This window comes from Variovorax sp. P4_B11 (assembly GCF_056402355.1).
The window spans coordinates 1-19758 of sequence record NZ_JBFUHO010000068.1; the positions used below are offsets into that span (position 1 = coordinate 1).

The window sequence follows — 19758 nt, forward strand, 5'->3', positions numbered from 1 at the left end:
ACCAGCGGCGCCAGGTACTGGTCGATGATGGCCTTGGCGATGCCCGGCGCCAGCGCCACGTTGCCGAGGCCGACGATGCCGTCGTCGGTCTCGATCTCGACCACCGTCCAGGCATGGAAGCGGAAGGTGCTCATGGTCTCGGCCGGCGAATAGAGCAGGTCCATCGCGTTGGAGCAGAAGTTGCCCTGGGGCGGAACGGTCTTGCCCTTCCATTCGAAAACGCGGGCGCGGACGGATTTGATCTTCATGACTTTTCTCTCTCTCATCTAAGGGCGGGCTTGCGCTCCCCTTGGGGGAGTGCCCGCCAGCCGGGCATTCCCCATTCGGGCCGCGATGCGGAAGGCCTGCCAGGTGGCCTCGACACTGGCCTTGCCCTGGCCGGCGACGTCGTAGGCCGTGCCGTGGGCGGGCGTGGTGATCGGAATCGGCAAGCCGCCCTGCACGGTCACGCCGCGGCTGAAGCCGAGCAGCTTGATCGCGATCTGGCCCTGGTCGTGGTACATGGTCACGATCGCCTGGTGGTCGCCGGCCTGCGCCTTCAGGAAGATGGTGTCGGCCGGGAAGGGGCCGTCGAACGGCGCCTCTGTCGGCCAGTCGCGCGCCTGCAGCGCCTTCACCGCCGGCGCGATGATCTCGACCTCCTCGCGGCCGCAGACCCCGCCGTCGCCGCCGTGGGGATTGAAGGCCGCGATCGCCACCCGCGGCTGCGCGACGCCGCTGGCCAGCAGCGAGCGGTAGATGAGCGTGGCCGCCTGCTCGATGCGCTCGGCCGTGATGTAGCGCGACACGTCCTTCATCGGCACGTGCGAGGAGATGCGCGAAGTCCAGAGATCGCCCAGCGTGTTGAACTCGCAGAAGTAGCCGGTGACGCCCAGGTAGGCGGCGAAGTGGTGCAGCTCGTCCTCGTGCCGCATGCCGCCGATCTTCATCGCCTGCTTGTTCAGCGGCGCGAAGCAGATCGCGTCGACCTCGCCGGCCAGCGTGGCGTCCATGCAGCGGTCGAGCACCTGCAGCACCGAGCGCCCGCCCGCGGCCTCGGCCTGGCCGAGGTGAACCTGCGCCGGGTCGATGCTGTCGATCGCGAGGAAGGCGGGCCGTGCAGTGCCGCCGCGCTCGCGCACCGCGTCGAAGGAGGGCACGTCGTCGGTCTCGACCTTCAGGCCCGCGATGCGCTGGCCGTCTTCCCACAGCCAGCGGTCGCCGACCAGCACGATGTTGGCGAGCGCGGCGGCGTCGCGCCGGGCCAGCAGGCGGGCGATCAGCTCGGCGCCGATGCCGGCGGGGTCGCCGAGGGTGAGGGCCACGACGGGCAGGGGTGAGGAGTCAGGCCGGCGCCGGGCCGCTCCCAAGGCGGCCTGGGCCCCCTCGGGGGGCAGCGACGACACGAAGTGCGGAGCGTGGGGGCTTTTCATGTCAGGCCGGCGCCGGGCCGCTCCCAAGGCGGCCTGGGCCCCCTCGGGGGGCAGCGACGACACGAAGTGCGGAGCGTGGGGGCTTTTCATTTCAGCTTTCCATTGCGCATTCGCGCCACCCGCGACGCATGAAACCGGCACAACCGAGGCGGGAGACACCGCGGAACTGGCTTTGCCAGGCCGCTGGTGTCGCCCCCTTGAGGGGGTACTCGGCTACACGAAGTGAGCCGATACGGGGGTGGGTTTTCATCTCAGTCCAGCCGGATGCCGCTCTTCTTGATGATGTCGCCGAAGCGCTTGTATTCGGCCGCATGAAAGGCCGCGAACCGGGCCTGCGTCATCGGCGTGATCTCGGCGCCGATGGCCTCCAGGCGCGCCTGGGTCTCGGGCATCGCCAGCACCTGGTTGACGGCGTCGTGCACCTTCTCCTGCACCGCCTTCGGCGTCGAGGCCGGCATGTAGATGCCGTACCAGGCGCTCATCTCCACGCCCGGCACACCGGCCTCCGCCAGGGTCGGCACGTCGGGCAGTTGCGGGTTGCGCGTGGCTGCGGCCACGGCCAGGGGGCGGATCTTGTTGTTCCTGATCTGCCCGATCACCGAGGGCAGGGTGTCGAAGCTCAGCTGCACCTGGCCGCCGATCAGGTCGATCAGGGCCGGCCCGCTGCCCTTGTAGGGCACATGCGTGATGTCGATCCGGGTCGCGTCCTTGAACATCTCGGCCGCGATGTGCTGGGTGCTGCCGGCGCCGCTGGTGGCGTAGTTGAGCTTGCCGGGCTCTTGCTTCGCGAGCTGCACCAGGGCCGCCACCGAATCGGCCGGCAGCGTGTTGCTCACCACCAGCACGTTGGGCACGGCGCCGACGAAGGCCACAGGCACCAGGTCGCGGTTGTTGTCGTAGCCGAGCTTGATCAGGTGCGGCGCGATCGCGTGGGCGGTGACCACGCCCATCACCATGGTGTGGCCGTCGGTGGCCTTGGCGGTGGCGTCCGCGGCCAGCGTGTTCGAGACGCCCGGCCGGTTCTCGACCACCATCGGCTGCTTCAACAGCGGGCCCAGCCGATCGGCCACGGCGCGGGCCATGGCGTCGGTGCCGCCACCGGGCGCCGAGCCGACCAGGATCCTGACCGAGCGGGTCGGCCAATCCTCTGCCTGGGCAAGGCCGGCTGTCCAGGCGAGCGCGAGCGCCGCCGTCGCCGCGGCGAGTTGTCGTTTCATTCGCGTGTCTCCAATGTGTGTTTTGAACCGATGCCGGGATGGTAGGAACGCAATTGATTGCCGTAAACTAAAAACTCGTGATCAATCAATAACCAGGGGTGATCAATCATGGGTTCGCTGGATCGCCAGCAGAGCACGCCGCAGCTGCTCAACCGGCTGCGCATGCGGCAGATTGCACTGATCCTCGCGATCGACGAGATGCGCACCTTGAGGGCGGCCGCGCTTCAGCTCGGCATGACGCAGCCGGCGGCCACCAAGATGCTGCAGGAGCTCGAAAGCGCACTGGGCCAGCCGCTGTTCGAGCGCGTCGGCCGCGGCCTGCAGCTCAACGACGCCGGCGTCCGCGTGACCGGCTACTTCCGCGGCATCCGCGGCAGCATGGAAGCGCTGAACCGCGAGCTGGGCGAACTGCGGCTGGGCAGCGCGGGCAGGTTCTCGGTCGGCAGCATCATGGCGGCGTCGCCGGGGCGCCTGTCCGAAGCGCTGCTGGGACTCAAGGCGCTGTTTCCGCTGCTGGCCATCGAGATCGCGGTCGACACCAGCGACCGGCTGCTGGCGCAACTGCGCGAAGGCGTGCTCGAGGTCGTCATCGGCCGCCGGGTCGGATTGCCGCAGTTCGAGTACAGCTTCACGCCGATCGAGGACGAGGGCCTTTCGGTGGTGGTGGGCAACGACCATCCGCTGGCGCGCCGGCGGCGGGTCGAGTTCGCGTCGCTGCTGGCCTATCCGTGGATCCTGCAGCCGCCCGGCAGCCCGATGCGCGACGTCATCGAGCACGAGTTCCGCGACCACGACGCGACGCTGCCGCAAGGACTCATCGAGACCGGCTCGATCCTGACGACCATCAACCTGATCCGACGCTCGGAGCTGGTGGCGGTGATCCCCGAGGCGGTGGCGCGGCGCGACGCCGATCACGGCGTGCTGCGCATCGTGCCCTACCGCATCCGCCAGAAGCTGCCCGCCTACGGCAGCCTGGTGCGCAAGGACTGGCCCTTGAGCCGGCCGGCGCAGCGTTTTCTCGAACTGCTGCATCGAGCGGCCTGACGGGTCGTCGGGAAGCCGCAGCGCCACCGGCACCTGGGTGGACGGGCGCTTTTAGCGATTGCGCGCGCGGCGCGACCTGCGTAGCCTGTCTGAAACTCAAATTCTGCCAAGGAGCATGCATGTTCAGGATCACGATCGGAATGCTTCTGTGCCTGCTGGCCGGCTGTTCCGGCACGCCGCCGCCGCGCCAGTCCACGGTCTGTTCGACGCAGCCCGGCAGCTTCGCATGCCAGGTCGAGCGCTACTCGAATGCGGGCATGTGAGGGCCTCAGGGCCGCGCTGCGGCCGCCACCCCATACAGGACCAGTGCCGCCACCACCACGGCGGTGAAGCCGATGTGGATCGCGAGCAAGGTGGCCAGCACCGCCGCGGTGACGGAGGCGCAGCCGTTGATGCCCCAGGCCCAGGGAATGAGCCGGGCATCGGCTGCCTCCACCCGGGCCAGGCCCAAGGGAAAGGGCATGCCCATGAAGAACGCCAGCGGGGCGATGAGGGCCGCCGTGATCAGGATCCGCGCCGCATCGGGCAAGCCCATCGCGCGCTGGAAGAGCCAGGGCAGAAGGAGCAGGCCGAGCGCCGCCGACACGGCAATGGCGCCCACCACCGCCGCCACCGGGAACCCCTTCAGTCGACCGGACGCACGGCTGCCGATGCCGGCGAAGAGCAGGAACGCGAACAGCACGACGGCGATCGCATACAGCGGATGGCTCAGGAACAGGACGAACTTCTGGATGAACGCGATCTCGATGAACATGAAGCCGAAGCCGATCGCGAGGAAGTAAGCCAGCACGCGCCCACGCGATACGGTGCCCGATACGGCCCCGCCGTGCCGCGCGACCCACGCCAAGGGCAGGCCGATCAGCAGCAGGCTCGCGACCACCGCCTGCAGCAGCGTGGCCACCAGCACCGGATAACCCCATTCGAGCAGCGGCAGCCCACCCTGCCCCTTGAGCGACAGGAGTTCCGGCAGCGAACGCCACTTGAAGAAGTGGAAGAAATGCGGCTTGTCGTCGGTGGCCGGTTCGATATGGAACTTGTAGTGCGCCATGAATTCGTCGCGCCCCGGACCGAGCAGCGCCTGCGCGCCGTCGAACAGGTCCGGGCCTTCGACCACGTTGAAGCGATTCGCTTCGTCCCGCCGCATGCCGGGGTAGAAGGCCACATCGAAGGAGCGGGCGACGCAGAAGCCCCTGATCGCGGCGATGTCCTCGGGGGTGAACGCGCCGTTCTTGACCAGCAGCGTGCTGGTCTTCCAGCTTCGTATCAGCGCCAGCCGCGATCCGGGGTCGGCGATGCCCGATCGCTCCAGCGCCACCACCGCGGCGGCGAAGAGCTTGAGCGCATCGCGCGGCGGCAGCGTGACCCAGCGCGTGACCGCCAGCAGGCCGCCGGGCTCCAGGTGGCGCAGGTCGTCCTGAACGGCCTCGACCGTGTAGAGATAGTTCTCGGCCAGCGCGTAGAGGCCGGCCGAGGAGGCGCTGAAGGAATCGAGCAGCGCCACCTGGATCAGGTCGTAGCGGTCCCGGCTGGCCGCCATGAAGCCGCGCGCCTCGGCCACGTGCACGCGCGCCATCGGTCCGTAGACGCCGCCCGCCGCGGCTGCGAACCGGCCCTGCACCAGTTCGACGACCTGGGGATTCAACTCCACCGCATCGATGCGGCGCGCGCCGTGATAGTGCGCCTGCAGCACGTCCGCCCCGGCGCCGGAGCCCAGCACCAGCACGTGCGGCTGGCGCAGCAGGTGATAGGGCAGCGCCGAGCTGATCTGGTCCAGGTGCGCCAGGCTGTCGCGCCGGCCGTCGAAGCGGGTCAGCGCGTTGAGTCCTTCGCCGTCGGTGAAGACGCCCCATTGCGGCGGCGGCTCGGTCGACGCGCTGAGGCTCAGGCCCGGCACGTGGCGCAGCGGAATGCGCGGGCTCTCTACGACGCTGACCAGGCCCAGGGGGCTCGATCGCTGCGCCACCACCCGGGCGCCGGGGATGCGCAAGGTCTGCGACAGCTCCTTGTAGGGCGACATGACGGGCGCCAGCCACGCTGCGGGCAGCAGCAGGAGCCCTCCGGCCATCGCGATCGGCAAGAGCGCCGGCCAGCGCCGGCGCCCGCCACATTCGATCCACCCCACCGCCGCCGCGACGCACCCCAGCGCGCCGATCACTTGCAATGCGTCGGCCGGCGACAGCACGAAGAGCAGCGCGACGATCCCCAGGCTTCCCGCGCCTGCACCGAGGATGTCGACGCTGTAGATGCGCGAAACCTCGCCGCGAAAGCGTGACAGGGCCATGCACACGCAGGCGCCGGCGCACATGAAGGGCAGCAGGAGCAGCAGGTAGACGGCCAGCAGGTAGGCCGGCTGGCGCGGGTCCCAGAGGATTTCGAGCGGATTGAACGGCACGCGCTGGGCCAACGCGAAGCAGCCGATCGCAGTGAGCCCGAAAGCCGCGGCGGCGGCGCAGAACAGCGGCGCGAATCGCTGCTGCACCGCGCGCTGCGCCAGAGTCAGCAACGCGCCGCTGGCACCCCAGCCGAGCAGCGCGAGGCTGATGATCATGTAGGCGAAGTGGTGCCACAGGATGATCGAGAACAGCCGCATCAGCAGGATCTCGTAGGCCAGCGCCGCGCCCGAGACCAGGGCAACGGCGATCAGTGGCGCGGCGGCCATCGACGCTCCGGGCTCAGCGCTTGCCGGTCAGCGGAACGAAGGCCACCGGCAGGATCTGCCGCGTCGACACCGTGCCATCGGGGCCTTTCTCGATCAGCATCAATTGCTGGACCATGAACGGTGCGCCCACCGGAATCACCATCCGGCCGCCGGGTTTGAGCTGGCGGATGAGCGGCGGCGGGATGTGGCTGGCCGCCGCGGTCACGAGGATGGCGTCGTAGGGCGCATGTTCTTCCCAGCCGTCGTAGCCGTCGCCCAGGCGCACCTGGACATTGCCGTAGCCCAGTTTCTGCAGTCGTTGCGTGGCCTGGAGCCCCAGCGGCTCGATGATCTCGATGGTGTAGACCGCGCGGGCCAGCTGCGACATCACGGCCGCCTGATAGCCCGAGCCGGTCCCGACCTCGAGCACCTTGTCGCCCGGCTGCGCCTTGGCCAGGTCGGTCATCAGCGCCACGATGTAGGGCTGCGAGATGGTCTGCCCATGGCCGATCGGCACCGGCCGGTTCGCGTACGCGACATCGACCTGGTCGACGGGCACGAACTCGTGCCGCGGCACCTTGTCCATGGCCGCCATCACGCGCGCGTCGAAGGCGGGCCTGCCGGTCTCGGCGCGGGTCTGGCGAGCCAGCGCCGCGATCTCCTCCGTCATCCGCCGGCGCTCGGATGCGAAGTCTGGGGTGGCCGCGGCAAGGGCTCCCGTCGTGGTCAGGAGAAGCGCCGCCGCCATTGCACGGACCATGGGCGTGACCATTGTTCGGCGATCATGGCCGAGCACGAAACCGCGGTCCAGTGCGGCCTGCAAGGCCATGGTCGCGAAGAGGGCGAAGCGACTCGCTCAAGAACCGCGCCGTTTGACAGCCTTTCAGCCTGTAGAGCTGTGACCGAAGCCACCCTTGGCCGTTCCGCGGGCGATGGCTTCGTCCCGGGCGTCGGTGACGAGCGATTCATCACGCTGCGGGTCGAACGGCATGGTGGCTACCGGACCACGTAGTACGCAGAGAATTCGCCGGTGCTGTGCGTGCAGCGCTGAAAGCCGGCGCGAAGAAGCCAGCCTTCGAACCTTGGACTCGCGATGTTCTCGAGGTAGAGCACGCGTGCTTGCAGGCCGTCGCTTCCATCCAGGAAGCGCTTGACCAGCCTCGCGAAGTACCCTTGGCTTCTCGCGTCCTCGGACATCTGGATGTGGGCCAGGCAGAGGGCGGGCTCTCCGGGCGTGGAGGCCTTGAACCACGAATAGCGCATGTACGCCTGGAGCGCGCGGCTCGTGTACCAGCGCGAGACGACGCCGTGCGATCGGGGAATGCCGGCCTCGAACTGCGCGAGCCACGCGAAGCAGAGGTCCAACTCGGCCTCAAGTTTGGTCGTGCAGTCCATGAGCCCATCGTAGCGGGCGTCGAAGGCCATCTATTGCGCCGCAACAACAGTGGCGCCGTTGGAAAGCGGTTTCTCGTCCGAGGACTTTCCCCAAGCGCAAATGCCCGCTCGCGTCTCATTGGCGCCAAGCCAATGACCCCGTTCCCTCAGGGCTTCGCCTTCTTCGAAGGTTTGGGCTTGCCGGAACTGTTGAGGGCGACCGCTTGGCGAACGAGCGCGCTGAAGGCGGACGCGTCGACTTCTTCTCCCTCGTGGATGTCGATCGCGCGGCGCACGTTTCCGTCGAGACTCGCGTTGAACAGGCGGGCCGGATCCTTCAGGGACGCGCCCTTGGCGAAGGTGAGCTTCACCTTGTCCTTGTAGGATTCGCCAGTGCAGAGGATGCCGTCGTGCGACCAGACCGGCGTGCCCATCCACTTCCACTCCTCGACGACGTCCGGGGCTGCTTCCTTGATGAGCTTGCGCATTCTGCCAAGGGTTTCCCCGCGCCAGTCCCCGAGTTCGGCGATTCTTTTCGAGATGAGCGCCGATGCCGACTGGCCTTGGCTCGCGTCCGACTTGTTCATGGTCTCATTCTAGAAGTTGCAGATATATTTCATCCGCAGGACCATGGAGGATCGTCACGTGAGGCTTCGGAGCAGTCTGAAGGCGCTGCAAGTGGATCGTCGCAATTTCATTCGGGTGACTGGGGGCGGCTTCGTCGTCGCCGCAACGGCCGCGAGCACGGGCTGCAGCCAACAGATGCCGGCCGCGGCCATCGCGCCGTGGAAGGGGCCGGGGCAGGAAGCGGACGTCCGCCGCTGGATCCTGGGCTACGCCATCCTGGCACCGCATTCCCACAACCTGCAGTCCTGGCTGGTGGACCTGGGCACGCCGGACGAGATCCTGCTGCGCTGCGACCTCGGCCGGCTGCTGCCCGAGACCGACCCGTTCTCGCGCCAGATCATGATGAGCCACGGAACCTTCCTGGAGCTGCTGGACATCGCCGCGCGCGAGCGCGGACTGCGCGCCGAGACCACGCTGTTTCCCGAGGGCGCATTCGGGCCGGACAAGCTCGACCAGCGCCCCGTGGCGCGCATCCGGCTGGTGCCCGACCCGACCGTGACGAAGGATCCGCTGTTTGGCCGAATCCTGGAGCGCCACACCAACCGCAACGTCTACGACATCGAGAGACCGGTGCCGGCCGCCGCCAGAGCCGCCATGGCCGAGGCAGTGAAGCCGCATCCGTTGCGCTTCGGCTTCGCCGGAACGGAGCGGCCCGAGGTGTTGAAGCGGCATCGCGCCATTGCCGCCGAGGCTTGGCGCATCGAGTTGACGACGCCGCGCACGATCCTGGAGTCGTACAAGGTGCTCAGGGTCGGCGCCGCCGAGATCGAGAAGTACCGTGACGGGCTGACCGTGCTGGACCCGATGGTCGTGTTGCTGAACCGTGTCGGCCTGTTCGACCGCGGCAAGGCACCGGCGCCCGATGACTACGCCACCACCAGCCAGATCAAGGATTTCGACCGGAAGATCGAATCGACGCCGGGCTTCCTGTGGATGGTGACCGACGGCAACGACCGCGTGAGTCAGGTCAATGCGGGACGCGCCTACGTGCGGGTTCAGCTTGCCGCCACCGCGCATGGGCTGGCCGTGCAGCCGCTGCAGCAGGCCTTGCAGGAGTACCTGGAGCAGGCCCAGCCGCATGCCGACATCCGGCGCCTGCTCGACCTGTCGCAGCCCGCCCAGACCGTGCAGATGTGGGCGCGCGTGGGCTATGCGCCGGCGGTCGAACCGGCGCCACGCCGCGGCGTGGCGGCGCAACTCGTGCGGGCGTGATCGATCGCGGCGTCCTCAACCGACGAAGCGGGACGGCCGGAACGCAGCCGGGTCGAAGGCGCATGCTTGCCCGGTCATCATGGAGGCCAGCAGGGAGGCGGTGCCGGGGCCGGTGCTGAAGCCGATGTGCTGATGGCCGAACGCGAGCCACAGGCCGGGACGTCGAGGGCATTCGCCGATGATCGGCCGGCTGTCCGGAAGCGTGGGCCGGCTTCCGAGCCAGGCGTCGGCTTCGAGCCGCTGGTCCAGCGGAAATGCTTCCCGCGCGGATCGCTCGGCGAGTTCGAGCTGGATCAGGTCCTTGGGTGCATCGCGCGCGGCGAGCTGCACGCCGGTCGACAGACGCAGCCCCTGCTCCATGGGTGAAAGCACATACCCGCCGGCCGTGTCGTAGATCGGTCGACCGAGCGAGGCGCTGCCCGCCGCGCGATAGTGCATGTGGTAGCCCCGCTCGAACGCCATGGGCACCGACAGGCCGAGCACCTTCTTGGCAAATTCCTTGGTCCAAGGGCCCAGCGCGAGCACGACCCGGGAACTGTCGTGCACTGTGCCGCTCTCCTCGGCAATCTGCCAGGCCTCATTCCCGGCCGACCGGCGAAGTCCGCCGATGAGCGCCTGCCTGATCCGTCCTCCGCGCGAGACGAACAGCTTCGCGTACGCCTCCACCACCCGGCCCGGACTGTCCACGGAGGCCGTGTCCTTGATCCAGAGCGCGCGGGGAAAGATGGGCTTCAGATCGGGCTCGAGATCCGAAAGCTCTGCCGCATCGAGGACCTGTGTCGAGATGCCGTACTGGTCGAAGGTGTCGCGGGAAAGCCTGCTGCCGGCGAAGCCTGGTTCGCTTCGGTAGAGAAACAGCCAGCCGTTGGCGCGCCATCGATGCGTGGCGCCCGCCTCGGCCAGCAAGCGTTGATGTTCCCTGGCGGAAAGCCGGATCAATGCGTCGAGGGCGGCGACGGTCTGCTGGAAGATGCTCGGGCGCGCCCGGTAAAGAAAGCCCAGCGCCCAAGGCAGGTTCCTTGCCAGGAACAGGGGGTCGAAGCGGAACTGCGGCGACTTGTTCTTCAGCAGCTTCGGCAGGGACGCCCACAGCCCGGGGTTGTTGAAGGGCATCAGCGAGCTGCGCGCGATCACTCCGGCATTGCCGTACGAGGTTTCGCGACCTGGCGCCACGCGATCGAAGATCGTCACGTCGAAACCTCGCCGCTGCAGCTCGAGAGCGCAAGACACGCCGACGATTCCGGCGCCCAGAACGGCAACAGTGTTCTTCATCCGAGCAATCGATCCATTCAACGGGGGTCAAACGAAGGTGATGCCTTGCGCCAAGGGGAGTTCCTTGGAGAAGTTGATGGTGTTCGTGGTGCGACGCATGTACTGCTTCCAGGAATCGGAGCCGCTCTCGCGATCACCGCCGGTTTCTTTCTCGCCGCCGAAGGCTCCGCCAATTTCGGCACCGCTCGGACCGATGTTGACGTTGGCCATCCCGCAATCCGAACCGGCCGCGGAGATGAAGGTCTCGACCTCACGCATGTCGTTCGAGAAGATGCACGAGGACAATCCCTGCGGCACGTCATTGTGCACGTCGATCGCCTGCTCGAAGTCGTCGTAGGTGAGCACATAGAGCAAGGGCGCAAAGGTCTCCTGACGCACGATGGCGGTTTGCTCGGGCATCTCGACAATGGCCGGGTGCACGTAGAAGCCCCTCGGGAACTCCTTCTCGAGCGCTCGTTCGCCACCGATCAACACCTTTCCGCCTTGTTCCCTGGCGGCCGCGATCGACTTCTGCAGCGCGTGGTAGGCGTCCTCGTCGATCAGCGGACCGACCAGGGTGCCGGAGGTCAGCGGATTTCCGATCCGAAGCGTCGCGTAGGCCTTCAGCAAATTCTGCAGGAGTGCGTCCTTGACCGAGCGATGCACGATCAGCCGGCGCAGAGAGGTGCAACGCTGACCTGCAGTGCCGACGGCAGCGAACAGGATGGCGCGCAGCGCCATGTCGAGATCCGCCGCGGGCGTGACGACCATGGCGTTGTTGCCGCCCAGTTCCAGGATGCGCTTGCCGAACCGGCTGGCGATCTTGGGACCGACTGCGCGACCCATGCGCGTGGAGCCGGTCGCCGAGACGAGCGGAATCAACGGACTTTCGACCAGGGCCTCGGCCAGCGGCGCCTTGCCAATGACAATCTGCGCCAGGCCTTCGGGGGCCTTGTTGCCGAAGCGGGCGATCGCACGCTCGAGGGCCTTGAAGGTGGCAAGGCTCGACAGCGGCGCCTTCTCCGACGGCTTGAAGATCACCGGGTCGCCGCAGACCAGCGCGAGCGCCGCATTCCAGGCAAACACCGCGCTCGGGAAGTTGAACGCCGTGATGATGGCGACCGGGCCCAGCGGGTGGTATTGCTCCATGATCCGGTGGCCGGGCCGTTCCGACACGATGGTCTTGCCGCACAGCTGCCGGGACTGGCCCAGCGCGAATTCGCAGATGTCTACACCTTCCTGGACCTCGCCCAGGCCTTCTTCGAGGATCTTTCCGACTTCGATCGAGACGAGGTAGCCGATATCCTGCTTCGCCTGGCGCAGCTCCTCGCCCCACAGGCGCACCAGCTCGCCGCGCACGGGGGCCGGCACGTTGCGCCACTGGAGGAAAGCGGCCTTCGACTTGGCGATGATCTCGCTCATCCGGGAGGGGGGCGTCTCGTGCAGACGGGCCAGTTCGGCGCCGTCGACGGGGGAGCGCACGGCCAGCGAGCCCCCTTGAACTTCGTTGGGCTCGATGCCGCAGCGCCGGAAGACGGACAGCAGTTCAGTCATGGTATTTCCTCGATTCGTTGCATCTGGGCGCGCGGCGGTGTGTGCCGGGGGTTACAGGTAGGCGACGTCCTCGGGCTGCAGCGCCAGCGGATCGAGGCCCTTCCTGGTGAGCCACGAATAGACGGGCGGCACCCGCTCGGCGAGCGATTCGACGCGGATGTCCATGAGGCACGGGCCGTCGTATTCGAAGGCTTCGTCCAGCGCGGCGATCAGCTCGTCGGGCGTCGTGACGGTCCAGGCCTTGATGTCGAAGGCCTCGGCGATGGCCTGGCCGCGTGGCGGCAGGAAATCGACGCCGAAGCATTCTTCATGGCCCTTGAGGCGGTGGAGTCCCTTGATCCAGCCGAAGCAGCCGTTGTTGAACAGCATCAGCAGCGCGGGGACCTTCTTGCGCACCAGCGTCTCGAGTTCGCCCACGGCCATGTTGAACGAGCCGTCGCCGAACATGCCGATCGGCCGGCGGTTCTTGTCGGCGTACCAGGCGCCAACCACCGCCGGGATGGCCGAACCCAGCCCGCCGAAGGCACGCGGAATCACGAAACGGGTGCGGCGATCGCCGATCCGCAGGAACCGGGTCATGTAGGGCGTGGGCGTCCCGGCGTCGGAGAGGATGTGGACGGCTTTGCCGTACCGCTCCAGGCACTTGTTGAATTCGCGCACGACGCGTTCGGGCCGCAGCGGCACGTCGTCGAGGGTCAGCACCGATTCGGCGTGCGCCCAGAAATTCGAACGGTACGCGTTGAGATGGTCGACCCACGCCTGGTGCTTCGAGGTGTCGAAGTCGACCGGGGTTTCCTTCAGCAGCTGCTGCAGCACCAGCTGGGCGTCGCCGGCGATCGACAGCAGGTTCTCGTAGTTGTTCGCGAGACGCTCGGGATCGATGTCGATCTGCACCACGCGCTTGTTCAGCGTCGACTTCGGGAAGGTCCAGCCCACCGTGACCACGGAGCCCATCCGCGAGCCGACGAAGACCACCAGGTCGGACTCCTCGAGGGCGCGGTTGGCGTGCGGGTGGAAGCCGTTGTCGCCGATGACGCCGATGGCCAGGACATGGTCGTCCGGCAAGGCGCCCTGCCCGGTGATCGTGTTGACGACCGGGATGTTCAATCGCGTCGCGACATCGGTCAGCGCGCTGCCGGCGCAGGAGCGGTTCACCCCGCCGCCGGCGACAAACAGCGGCTTGCGCGCGGCCTTCAGCAGGCCGCGCAGCGCGTCCAGCTTGCCGGGCGCCGGTGCCATCGGAAATGCGGGAAAAGTCCTGCATTCGGGTTCGGCGTGCAACGAGATGGTGTCCGGATCGATGTCGGCGAGCAGCATGTCCTCGGGGATCTGCAGGTGAACCGCGCCGGGGGTGCCCGAGCAGGCGACCCGGAATGCGCGCCGGATGATCTCGGGCAGCTTGTCGGCCGACTTGATCTGCACCGACATCTTCGTCACCGGCTCGAACAGCTTCGCGCAATCGAGCTCGGTGATCATGCCGCGGCCTTCACCGGGCAGCGGGAGGTCGATCGTCAGCAGAATCACGGGCACCGAGGACGCGTTCGACTCGGCGACGGGGGGCAGCGAATACATCGCGCCAGCGCCCGACGGGCATTCGAAGATGCCCGGCTTGTCGGTCAGGCGCGCATACGCGTCGGCCATGTAGCCCGCCGAGCGCTCGTCGCGCGCCATCACGTGCTCGATATCGGCCGCGCGGCGCGCAAGCGCCTCATAGAACGGGACGTTGGTGTCCCCGGGGACGCCGAAAAGGACGTCGACGCCGTAGTTGATCAACATTTGCACGAGCACGTCTGCACCACGCATGGAAAGCTCCGATTTCAGATGGACGAAAGGGGGTGGCCGCCGGCCCGATACCGGCGTCGCCGTGATGGATCAGGCGGGCGCGAGCTCGCCGTTTGCCGCGGTGACAGACGAGGTCACGCCGAGGCCCTTGTAGTAGTGCCCGACCTTGGTCGCGAGGAACTGTTCGAGAGGGGCCTGCTCCTGGCCGACGAAGCCGCTCGCCGGAAGCTTTCCCTGCTGCAGCAACTCGAACACGCCCACGACGCCGGCGGCGGTGGTGAGCTCGATCGCCGTGCGGTCCTTGCCGCGCAGCGGCGCACCGAACACGCGGCCGACGCGCGTCTCCTGCTCGAAGCGGCCATCGCGCAGGCCCGACGCCGAGGCAAACAGGATCACGACGTCTTCGCGGCTGTGCGGAACGGCGTGCTCGAGCACCTGGCGCAGCAGATCGCGGCGCTCGATCAAGCGCAGATCGTGCAAGAGGAAGTCCATCGCGTTGCGGTGACCGGGATAGCGAATGGTCTTGTAGTCGAGGTTTCGCACCTTTCCCTTCAGCGTCTCGCACAGCGTGCCCAGGCCGCCCGACGTGTTGAAAGCCTCGAACGCTTCCGCGTCCAGCGTGAAGGTCTCGTGTCCTTCCATCGGTTGCACCGACACCAGCTGGCCGTTGACGATGGCCTCGCACGGGTTGCAGTACTCGTTGATGACGCCGTCGATGCTCCAGGTGAAGTTGTAGCGCAGGCTGTTGGTCGCATTGCGGGTGAGGGCGCCCACGCGCAGGCGCAGGTCGTACAGTTCATCGAAGCGGCTGGCCAGGTGGCCCCCGAGCATGCCGATCACGCCGGGCGCCAGGCCGCTCTGCGGCATGAGCACGGATGTCGCCTCCTTGGAGATCTCCCGGATGGCCTTCGTCGCGGCCACGTCCTCGGTGAGGTCGAAGTAGTGGACGCCGCACTTCGCGGCCGCGGTCGCCACACGCTCCGCGAGGTAGAAGGGCAAGCAGTTGATCACGACGGAATGCGCGGAGAGCGCGGCGTTCAAGTCCTCGGCGCTCTCCACGTCGAGAGAGATTCTGCGGACCAGCGCATCGCTCTCGCTGCCGCGCCCCGGCTTCAGATCGGCGAGCGTGACCGGCAGCCGGTGGTACTCCGCGATCATGTCCGCCACGGTGCTGCCGACCTTGCCAGCACCCAGGACCAGCACCCTTTCAATCTGCAACTTCGACATTTCATTTCTCCTGTGGGCACGCTTGCCCGTTGAATGAACTGTAGAAGCGAGTCCTGGCAGATGGTAGAGAGCAGATCGTCGAAAGAATGAGTGGCTTCGTCAATCCGACGAGCGCGTTCGTCAGGTCGAAGCAGGCGATGCCGCACCAACGCGGGCCGACCTGCCGGCTTCGCGTTTCCCCGATGGGCTGAATGCGTTCTGTCTGGAACGCTCGTGACGCTTGGCATCGGTGCACCACGCACCCCGGGCGGTCGCTCGCCGCCGCTTCCCGACGCCGCGGTGGTCCAGATCATGCGCTTTGGGACAGAAGTCGACCGCGCCCGGCGATCTGGCGGGAATCTGTGGAAAGCGGCGGGGAGGCGAGAATGCCTGTGTTTCGCCGAAGATGATGACGGTATGACGAGAGTTTTTCGTCATCTTGACGATGTGCTACGTTGATTGTGACAGCACTGACTTCTAGACTTCGTCTCGGCTGGACAGCGTTTCCTTCCATTTCCTTCCTTTTCTTTCAATGGCGAGCTTCTTGCTTGGAGATACCGTGTTGACCAAACGAAATTTTTTCCGCGCCATCGTGGCGGCCGTGACGACCGTCTGCGTTTTCGGTTCGGCCTCCGCGCAAGAGCCTGAGAGCTCGTTGGCCAGGGTGCAGCGAACCAAGGTCCTGCGCGTCGGCGCGGTTGCCGGCGCCATCCCGTATTTCGCCAAGGACATCGGCAGCGGCAAATGGGAAGGCTTCGGGCCGGATTTCTCGGAAAGCCTGGCCCAGAAGCTTGGGGCGAAGGTCGAGTACGTCGAGACCACCTGGGGCAACGCGGTGCTCGACCTGCAATCCAACAAGATCGACGTGATGTTCGGCATGGCACCGACACCGGCCCGCAAAGAGGTCGTGAACTTCTCCGACACGCTCTTCGACAACACATACACCGTGGTTTGCAAGAAGGGCATTCCGCAGAAAACCTGGGAGCAACTGAATACGCCCGAGACGAAGATCGTCGTGGACGTCGGGTCCAGTCATGATCAACTGGCGACGCGGGTGCTGCCCAAGGCCGACGTCACTCGCCTGGAAAATTCGGGCGCCGCCACGATGTCCCTGCAAGCAGGGCGCTCCGATTGCCAGGTCCTCGTGATCCTGTTGGCGCAGCCGCTGCTCGCAAAGCGCGCCTCCATCGGCACCATGTACATCCCGCAGCCCGTCTACACCGCGCCCGTGAGCATCGGGCTGCGCAAGGAGTCGGACACCGGCATGCAAAAGGAGGTGAACGCCTGGTTGACCGAGGTCCGTGCGAAGGGTGAGGTCCGCGGCGTCATCCTCAAGAACATGGAAAAGCTCGCCGGCGTGCCCGCGAGTGCATTCCCGCCTGAAATCAAGTTCTGACGAGGCTCTCATGGACTACGCGGAATCTTCAGACGCGCCGAGGAGCCGTTCTCCACTCGGCATCGCGCTCTGGGTCCTTCTTGCCCTTGCGGGCATCTGGGCTGCCATGAAGCACTTCTCGGGCGGCGCCCCGGGCGCGGGGGCGGTTGGATACGACTGGGATTTCGGCGTGTTGTGGACGTACCGGGGCTTGTTGCTGAGCGGCCTGATGTACACGCTGATTTTCACGGTGGTCTGCGTGGTCCTCGGGCTGCTGGTTGGCCTGGTGACCGGCTTGGGCCGGCTCTCCAGCAATCCACTGCTGACCGCGCCGCTGCGCGCCTACATCGAGGTGTTCCGCTGCACGCCCGTGCTCGTTCAGCTGGTCTGGTTCTATTACGCCTTGCCCGTCCTGGCCGGCATCGAGATGTCGGCCATGGCCGCCGCCGCGCTCTGCCTGACGCTCTACGGCGGCGCTTTCTACTCGGAGATCGTTCGCGGCGGGATCATCTCGATCGAAAGCGGGCAAACCGAGGCGGCGAAGGCGCTCGGCATGACACGTCTGCAACTGATGCGGCGCGTCATCCTTCCCCAGGCGTTCAAGAAGATGGTTCCGCCGTTGATGAACCAATCCATCATGCAGCTGAAGAACACGTCGCTGCTCTCGGTACTGGCGGTCCCCGATCTGTTGTATCAAGGCCAGGTGATTGCACACGACACCTACCGCCCGCTGGAAATCTACACCTTCATCGCGGTCACGTATTTCGCGGTTCTGTTGCCCATCACGATCTGGGCCAAGCGCATGGAATACGGCGCCGGCGCCGCGAAGGAGGCTTGAGATGTCCCGTCCCTTGATCCAGATCTCCAATCTGAAGAAGGCCTTTGGGCAGAACGTGGTCCTGAAGGACATCAGCCTCGAGGTCGAGCGCGGCCAGGTGGTCGCCATGATCGGACCGTCCGGGTCCGGCAAGTCGACGCTTCTGCGCTGCATCAATCTCCTGTCGGTTCCGAACGCCGGCCGCATCACGGTGGGCGAGCAGACGATCGAGTTCAACGGCGCGCACACGACGCTGCCCAACGAGCGAAAGCTCGCACGGTTCAGGGCGTCCACGGGGATGGTGTTCCAGCACTTCAACCTCTTTCCGCACATGACAGCCCTCCAGAACGTCATGGAAGGCCCGGTCACCGTCCTCAAGACGCCCAAGGCGCAAGCCGAGTCCGAGGCGCGCGCGCTGCTGGCCAAGGTGGGCTTGCTGGAGCGAGCGGACTACTATCCGGACAAGCTTTCCGGCGGACAGAAGCAGCGCGTCGCGATCGCGCGAGCACTCGCCATGAAGCCGACGGTCATGCTGTTCGATGAGGCCACTTCGGCCTTGGATCCGGAATTGGTCGGGGAGGTCTTGAACGTCATCAAGGCGCTGGCCAAGGAAGGCATGACGATGATCCTGGTGACGCACGAGATCGGCTTCGCGCGAGAGGTTGCCGACCAGGTGATCTTCATGCGCGACGGCGTGGTCGCGGAATGCGGTCCGCCAAGCGTCGTGATCGACAACCCGCGCCAGGAATCGACGCGTGCCTTTCTCGGGCGCTTCAAGGCGTCGGAGGCGGCCAACGCAGCGCTGGCATGAGCTGGCATTCCGGGCAGTGCCATTGCGGTGCGGTCCGCTTTGATTTCTCTTCGGATCTCGCCAAGGGGGTGCGCTGCAACTGCAGCTATTGCGTGCGCAAGGCTGCGTTGCACCACCGGGTCGCGGCGGAGCACTTCGTCTTGAGGTCGGGACGAGACGACCTGTGCGTGTATCGCTTCGGCACGCTGCGCGCCAGTCACTACTTCTGCCGGCATTGCGGCATCCACACGCACTGCCACCCGCGTTCGGCGCCTGAACAGGTCAACGTGAACCTGAACTGCGTCGACGAGGTCGCGACCATGGACCCCGCCATCGAGGTCTCAGCGTACGACGGCCGCAGCTGGCTCGCGTGATTTCGCCGGGCCGCGCGGCCGCGACGCGGCCGCCTCGCCGACGAGCCAGTCCCGAAACGCCAGCACCAGGCGATTTTCCGCGCCGGTCTCCGGAACGACGACGTAGTACGCCCTCTGGGTGATCAGCCCCTCGCGGAACAGGACGATCAATCGATCGGACGCGAGTTCTTCCTCGACGAGAAACCTGGGCACCAGCGCCACCCCGAGTCCATTCGCCGCCGCTTGCGCGAGCATTGCGAATTGCTCGAAGCGCGGGCCGCGCATGGCGTGCGGTGCCGCGATCTTGAGCTGCTCGAACCATTCCATCCATTGCATGGGCCGCGACGATTGGTGAAGGAGGCACTGGCTCGCCAGATCCTCGCGGGTGTGGATGCCGCTGCGGCGCTTGAACTCGGGACTGCAAACCGGCACGACGCTTTCGCCGAGCAGGTAGTTGCAGGAGGCGCCCGGCCAGAAATCGGCGCCAAAGTGGATGGCCGCATCGAAAGGCTCACGCGCGAAGTCGAAGGGTTCCGTTCTTGACGCGAAATTGACCGTGACGCCGGGCTGCAGCGCGGCGAAGCGCCTCATCCGGGGAATGAGCCATCGCGTTCCGAACGTCGGCAGCACGGCCAGATTGAGAACATCGCCCATGCCGCCCATGGTCATCACGCGCTGGGTTGCGCTCGATAGCGCCTCGAGGCCCGTGCGCAGTTCCGCCGCGTAGACGCGGCCCGCATCCGTCAGGACGACACGCTGACGCACGCGATGAAAAAGCGCCGTCCCGAGCTGGTCCTCCAGTTGCTTGATCTGGCGCGAGATCGCACTCTGGGTGAGATGAAGTTCCTGTGCCGCGCGCGCAATGCTCGCGTGGCGCGCGGCACTTTCGAACGCCATGAGCTGCCCCACGGAGGGAAGGAATTCTCGTCTGAACATGATGCTCGATGAGCAATAAGTCGGCGGCAACCGCAGAGGGTAGCCTCGGGCCGGATTGGACAAGTTGATTCCATTTTGGCATGAAATCGTTCCGACTTTTCGCTATCCATCGGGCGCCGCATTGACGATAGTACGAGCTTCACATGAAGACGAAAGCCATTGTCGAGCCC

At 66.5% G+C, this 19758-nt stretch carries 18 protein-coding genes and 1 pseudogene; 7 read left to right on the forward strand and 12 right to left on the reverse strand.

Annotated elements, in window-relative coordinates; translation table 11 throughout:
• The 3 genes and pseudogenes from AC1DYD_RS34735 to AC1DYD_RS34745 all read right to left on the reverse strand — a co-directional run.
• Positions 1 to 248 (reverse strand): annotated as a pseudogene (locus tag AC1DYD_RS34735) (L-rhamnonate dehydratase); the annotation flags it as partial.
• Between the two features lie 18 nt (positions 249 to 266).
• Entirely contained in the window at positions 267 to 1502 is a 1236-nt protein-coding gene (locus AC1DYD_RS34740; RefSeq protein ID WP_478177280.1) for a 4-hydroxythreonine-4-phosphate dehydrogenase PdxA, read from the reverse strand.
• Positions 1503 to 1663: 161 nt separating this feature from the next.
• Complete coding sequence (locus AC1DYD_RS34745; RefSeq protein ID WP_478177281.1) at positions 1664 to 2629, reverse strand: Bug family tripartite tricarboxylate transporter substrate binding protein; 966 nt, start codon at positions 2627 to 2629, stop codon at positions 1664 to 1666.
• Positions 2630 to 2737: 108 nt separating this feature from the next.
• Here AC1DYD_RS34745 and AC1DYD_RS34750 point away from each other — a divergent pair, with 108 nt between their 5' ends.
• Together AC1DYD_RS34750 and AC1DYD_RS34755 are read left to right on the forward strand one after the other, a co-directional pair.
• On the forward strand, positions 2738 to 3673 hold the full coding sequence (locus AC1DYD_RS34750; RefSeq protein ID WP_478177282.1) for a LysR family transcriptional regulator: 936 nt from the start codon (positions 2738 to 2740) through the stop codon (positions 3671 to 3673).
• Positions 3674 to 3792: 119 nt separating this feature from the next.
• Positions 3793 to 3936 (forward strand): hypothetical protein, encoded by a 144-nt coding sequence (locus AC1DYD_RS34755; RefSeq protein ID WP_478177283.1) that lies wholly within the window; start codon positions 3793 to 3795, stop codon positions 3934 to 3936.
• A 5-nt stretch (positions 3937 to 3941) separates the two neighbouring features.
• On the opposite strand, the gene AC1DYD_RS34760 is transcribed toward AC1DYD_RS34755, so the two are convergent.
• From AC1DYD_RS34760 to AC1DYD_RS34775, 4 genes are all read right to left on the reverse strand, one after another.
• Positions 3942 to 6332 carry a spermine/spermidine synthase domain-containing protein gene (locus AC1DYD_RS34760; protein WP_478177284.1) on the reverse strand — a complete coding sequence of 797 codons (2391 nt, stop codon included), beginning with the start codon at positions 6330 to 6332 and terminating at the stop codon, positions 3942 to 3944.
• Between the two features lie 13 nt (positions 6333 to 6345).
• Complete coding sequence (locus AC1DYD_RS34765; protein ID WP_478177285.1) at positions 6346 to 6981, reverse strand: protein-L-isoaspartate(D-aspartate) O-methyltransferase; 636 nt, start codon at positions 6979 to 6981, stop codon at positions 6346 to 6348.
• Between the two features lie 326 nt (positions 6982 to 7307).
• The gene (locus AC1DYD_RS34770) at positions 7308 to 7736 is read right to left on the reverse strand and encodes a hypothetical protein (protein ID WP_478177286.1); all 429 of its coding nucleotides are present in this window, start codon (positions 7734 to 7736) and stop codon (positions 7308 to 7310) included.
• Between the two features lie 116 nt (positions 7737 to 7852).
• On the reverse strand, positions 7853 to 8272 hold the full coding sequence (locus tag AC1DYD_RS34775; protein ID WP_478177287.1) for a DUF1801 domain-containing protein: 420 nt from the start codon (positions 8270 to 8272) through the stop codon (positions 7853 to 7855).
• A gap of 91 nt (positions 8273 to 8363) precedes the next feature.
• Here AC1DYD_RS34775 and AC1DYD_RS34780 point away from each other — a divergent pair, with 91 nt between their 5' ends.
• A complete protein-coding gene (locus AC1DYD_RS34780) occupies positions 8364 to 9524 on the forward strand; it encodes an Acg family FMN-binding oxidoreductase (protein WP_478177288.1) in 1161 nt (386 codons plus the stop codon).
• A gap of 15 nt (positions 9525 to 9539) precedes the next feature.
• Here the strand turns inward: AC1DYD_RS34780 and AC1DYD_RS34785 are convergent, their stop codons facing one another.
• From AC1DYD_RS34785 to AC1DYD_RS34800, 4 genes are all read right to left on the reverse strand, one after another.
• The gene (locus AC1DYD_RS34785; RefSeq protein ID WP_478177289.1) at positions 9540 to 10796 is read right to left on the reverse strand and encodes an NAD(P)/FAD-dependent oxidoreductase; all 1257 of its coding nucleotides are present in this window, start codon (positions 10794 to 10796) and stop codon (positions 9540 to 9542) included.
• 27 nt (positions 10797 to 10823) lie between these two features.
• Positions 10824 to 12329, reverse strand: coding sequence for an L-piperidine-6-carboxylate dehydrogenase (amaB, locus tag AC1DYD_RS34790; protein ID WP_478177290.1), 1506 nt, complete (start codon positions 12327 to 12329; stop codon positions 10824 to 10826).
• 51 nt (positions 12330 to 12380) lie between these two features.
• Positions 12381 to 14132: a thiamine pyrophosphate-binding protein gene (locus tag AC1DYD_RS34795; RefSeq protein ID WP_478177291.1), complete on the reverse strand. Its 1752-nt coding sequence runs from the start codon at positions 14130 to 14132 to the stop codon at positions 12381 to 12383.
• 69 nt (positions 14133 to 14201) lie between these two features.
• A complete protein-coding gene (locus AC1DYD_RS34800) occupies positions 14202 to 15338 on the reverse strand; it encodes a saccharopine dehydrogenase family protein (protein ID WP_478177292.1) in 1137 nt (378 codons plus the stop codon).
• 511 nt (positions 15339 to 15849) lie between these two features.
• On the opposite strand from AC1DYD_RS34800, the gene AC1DYD_RS34805 reads away from it, so the two are divergent.
• The 4 genes from AC1DYD_RS34805 to AC1DYD_RS34820 all read left to right on the forward strand — a co-directional run bounded on the left by AC1DYD_RS34805 (position 15850) and on the right by AC1DYD_RS34820 (position 18673).
• A complete protein-coding gene (locus tag AC1DYD_RS34805; RefSeq protein WP_478177293.1) occupies positions 15850 to 16713 on the forward strand; it encodes a transporter substrate-binding domain-containing protein in 864 nt (287 codons plus the stop codon).
• Positions 16714 to 16819: 106 nt separating this feature from the next.
• Entirely contained in the window at positions 16820 to 17530 is a 711-nt protein-coding gene (locus tag AC1DYD_RS34810) for an amino acid ABC transporter permease (protein WP_478177309.1), read from the forward strand.
• A gap of 1 nt (position 17531) precedes the next feature.
• Complete coding sequence (locus AC1DYD_RS34815; protein WP_478177294.1) at positions 17532 to 18320, forward strand: amino acid ABC transporter ATP-binding protein; 789 nt, start codon at positions 17532 to 17534, stop codon at positions 18318 to 18320.
• Positions 18317 to 18673, forward strand: a complete 357-nt coding sequence (locus tag AC1DYD_RS34820) for a GFA family protein (protein WP_478177295.1) — start codon at positions 18317 to 18319, stop codon at positions 18671 to 18673. The genes AC1DYD_RS34815 and AC1DYD_RS34820 overlap by 4 nt, the downstream gene beginning before the upstream one ends.
• On the opposite strand, the gene AC1DYD_RS34825 is transcribed toward AC1DYD_RS34820, so the two are convergent.
• Positions 18641 to 19588 carry a LysR family transcriptional regulator gene (locus AC1DYD_RS34825; protein WP_478177310.1) on the reverse strand — a complete coding sequence of 316 codons (948 nt, stop codon included), beginning with the start codon at positions 19586 to 19588 and terminating at the stop codon, positions 18641 to 18643. The two genes, AC1DYD_RS34820 and AC1DYD_RS34825, sit on opposite strands and share 33 nt — an antisense overlap.
• Positions 19589 to 19758 lie beyond the last annotated feature (170 nt).

Bases quoted from the DNA above. Each gene is read 5' to 3' on its own strand.
- AC1DYD_RS34740 (WP_478177280.1), bottom strand. From the start codon at position 1,502: ATGAAAAGCCCCCACGCTCCGCACTTCGTGTCGTCGCTGCCCCCCGAG.
- AC1DYD_RS34745 (WP_478177281.1), bottom strand. From the start codon at position 2,629: ATGAAACGACAACTCGCCGCGGCGACGGCGGCGCTCGCGCTCGCCTGG.
- AC1DYD_RS34750 (WP_478177282.1), top strand. From the start codon at position 2,738: ATGGGTTCGCTGGATCGCCAGCAGAGCACGCCGCAGCTGCTCAACCGG.
- AC1DYD_RS34755 (WP_478177283.1), top strand. From the start codon at position 3,793: ATGTTCAGGATCACGATCGGAATGCTTCTGTGCCTGCTGGCCGGCTGT.
- AC1DYD_RS34760 (WP_478177284.1), bottom strand. From the start codon at position 6,332: ATGGCCGCCGCGCCACTGATCGCCGTTGCCCTGGTCTCGGGCGCGGCG.
- AC1DYD_RS34765 (WP_478177285.1), bottom strand. From the start codon at position 6,981: ATGACGGAGGAGATCGCGGCGCTGGCTCGCCAGACCCGCGCCGAGACC.
- AC1DYD_RS34770 (WP_478177286.1), bottom strand. From the start codon at position 7,736: ATGGCCTTCGACGCCCGCTACGATGGGCTCATGGACTGCACGACCAAA.
- AC1DYD_RS34775 (WP_478177287.1), bottom strand. From the start codon at position 8,272: ATGAACAAGTCGGACGCGAGCCAAGGCCAGTCGGCATCGGCGCTCATC.
- AC1DYD_RS34785 (WP_478177289.1), bottom strand. From the start codon at position 10,796: ATGAAGAACACTGTTGCCGTTCTGGGCGCCGGAATCGTCGGCGTGTCT.
- amaB (WP_478177290.1), bottom strand. From the start codon at position 12,329: ATGACTGAACTGCTGTCCGTCTTCCGGCGCTGCGGCATCGAGCCCAAC.
- AC1DYD_RS34795 (WP_478177291.1), bottom strand. From the start codon at position 14,132: ATGCGTGGTGCAGACGTGCTCGTGCAAATGTTGATCAACTACGGCGTC.
- AC1DYD_RS34800 (WP_478177292.1), bottom strand. From the start codon at position 15,338: ATGTCGAAGTTGCAGATTGAAAGGGTGCTGGTCCTGGGTGCTGGCAAG.
- AC1DYD_RS34805 (WP_478177293.1), top strand. From the start codon at position 15,850: ATGGCGAGCTTCTTGCTTGGAGATACCGTGTTGACCAAACGAAATTTT.
- AC1DYD_RS34810 (WP_478177309.1), top strand. From the start codon at position 16,820: ATGAAGCACTTCTCGGGCGGCGCCCCGGGCGCGGGGGCGGTTGGATAC.
- AC1DYD_RS34815 (WP_478177294.1), top strand. From the start codon at position 17,532: ATGTCCCGTCCCTTGATCCAGATCTCCAATCTGAAGAAGGCCTTTGGG.
- AC1DYD_RS34820 (WP_478177295.1), top strand. From the start codon at position 18,317: ATGAGCTGGCATTCCGGGCAGTGCCATTGCGGTGCGGTCCGCTTTGAT.
- AC1DYD_RS34825 (WP_478177310.1), bottom strand. From the start codon at position 19,588: ATGTTCAGACGAGAATTCCTTCCCTCCGTGGGGCAGCTCATGGCGTTC.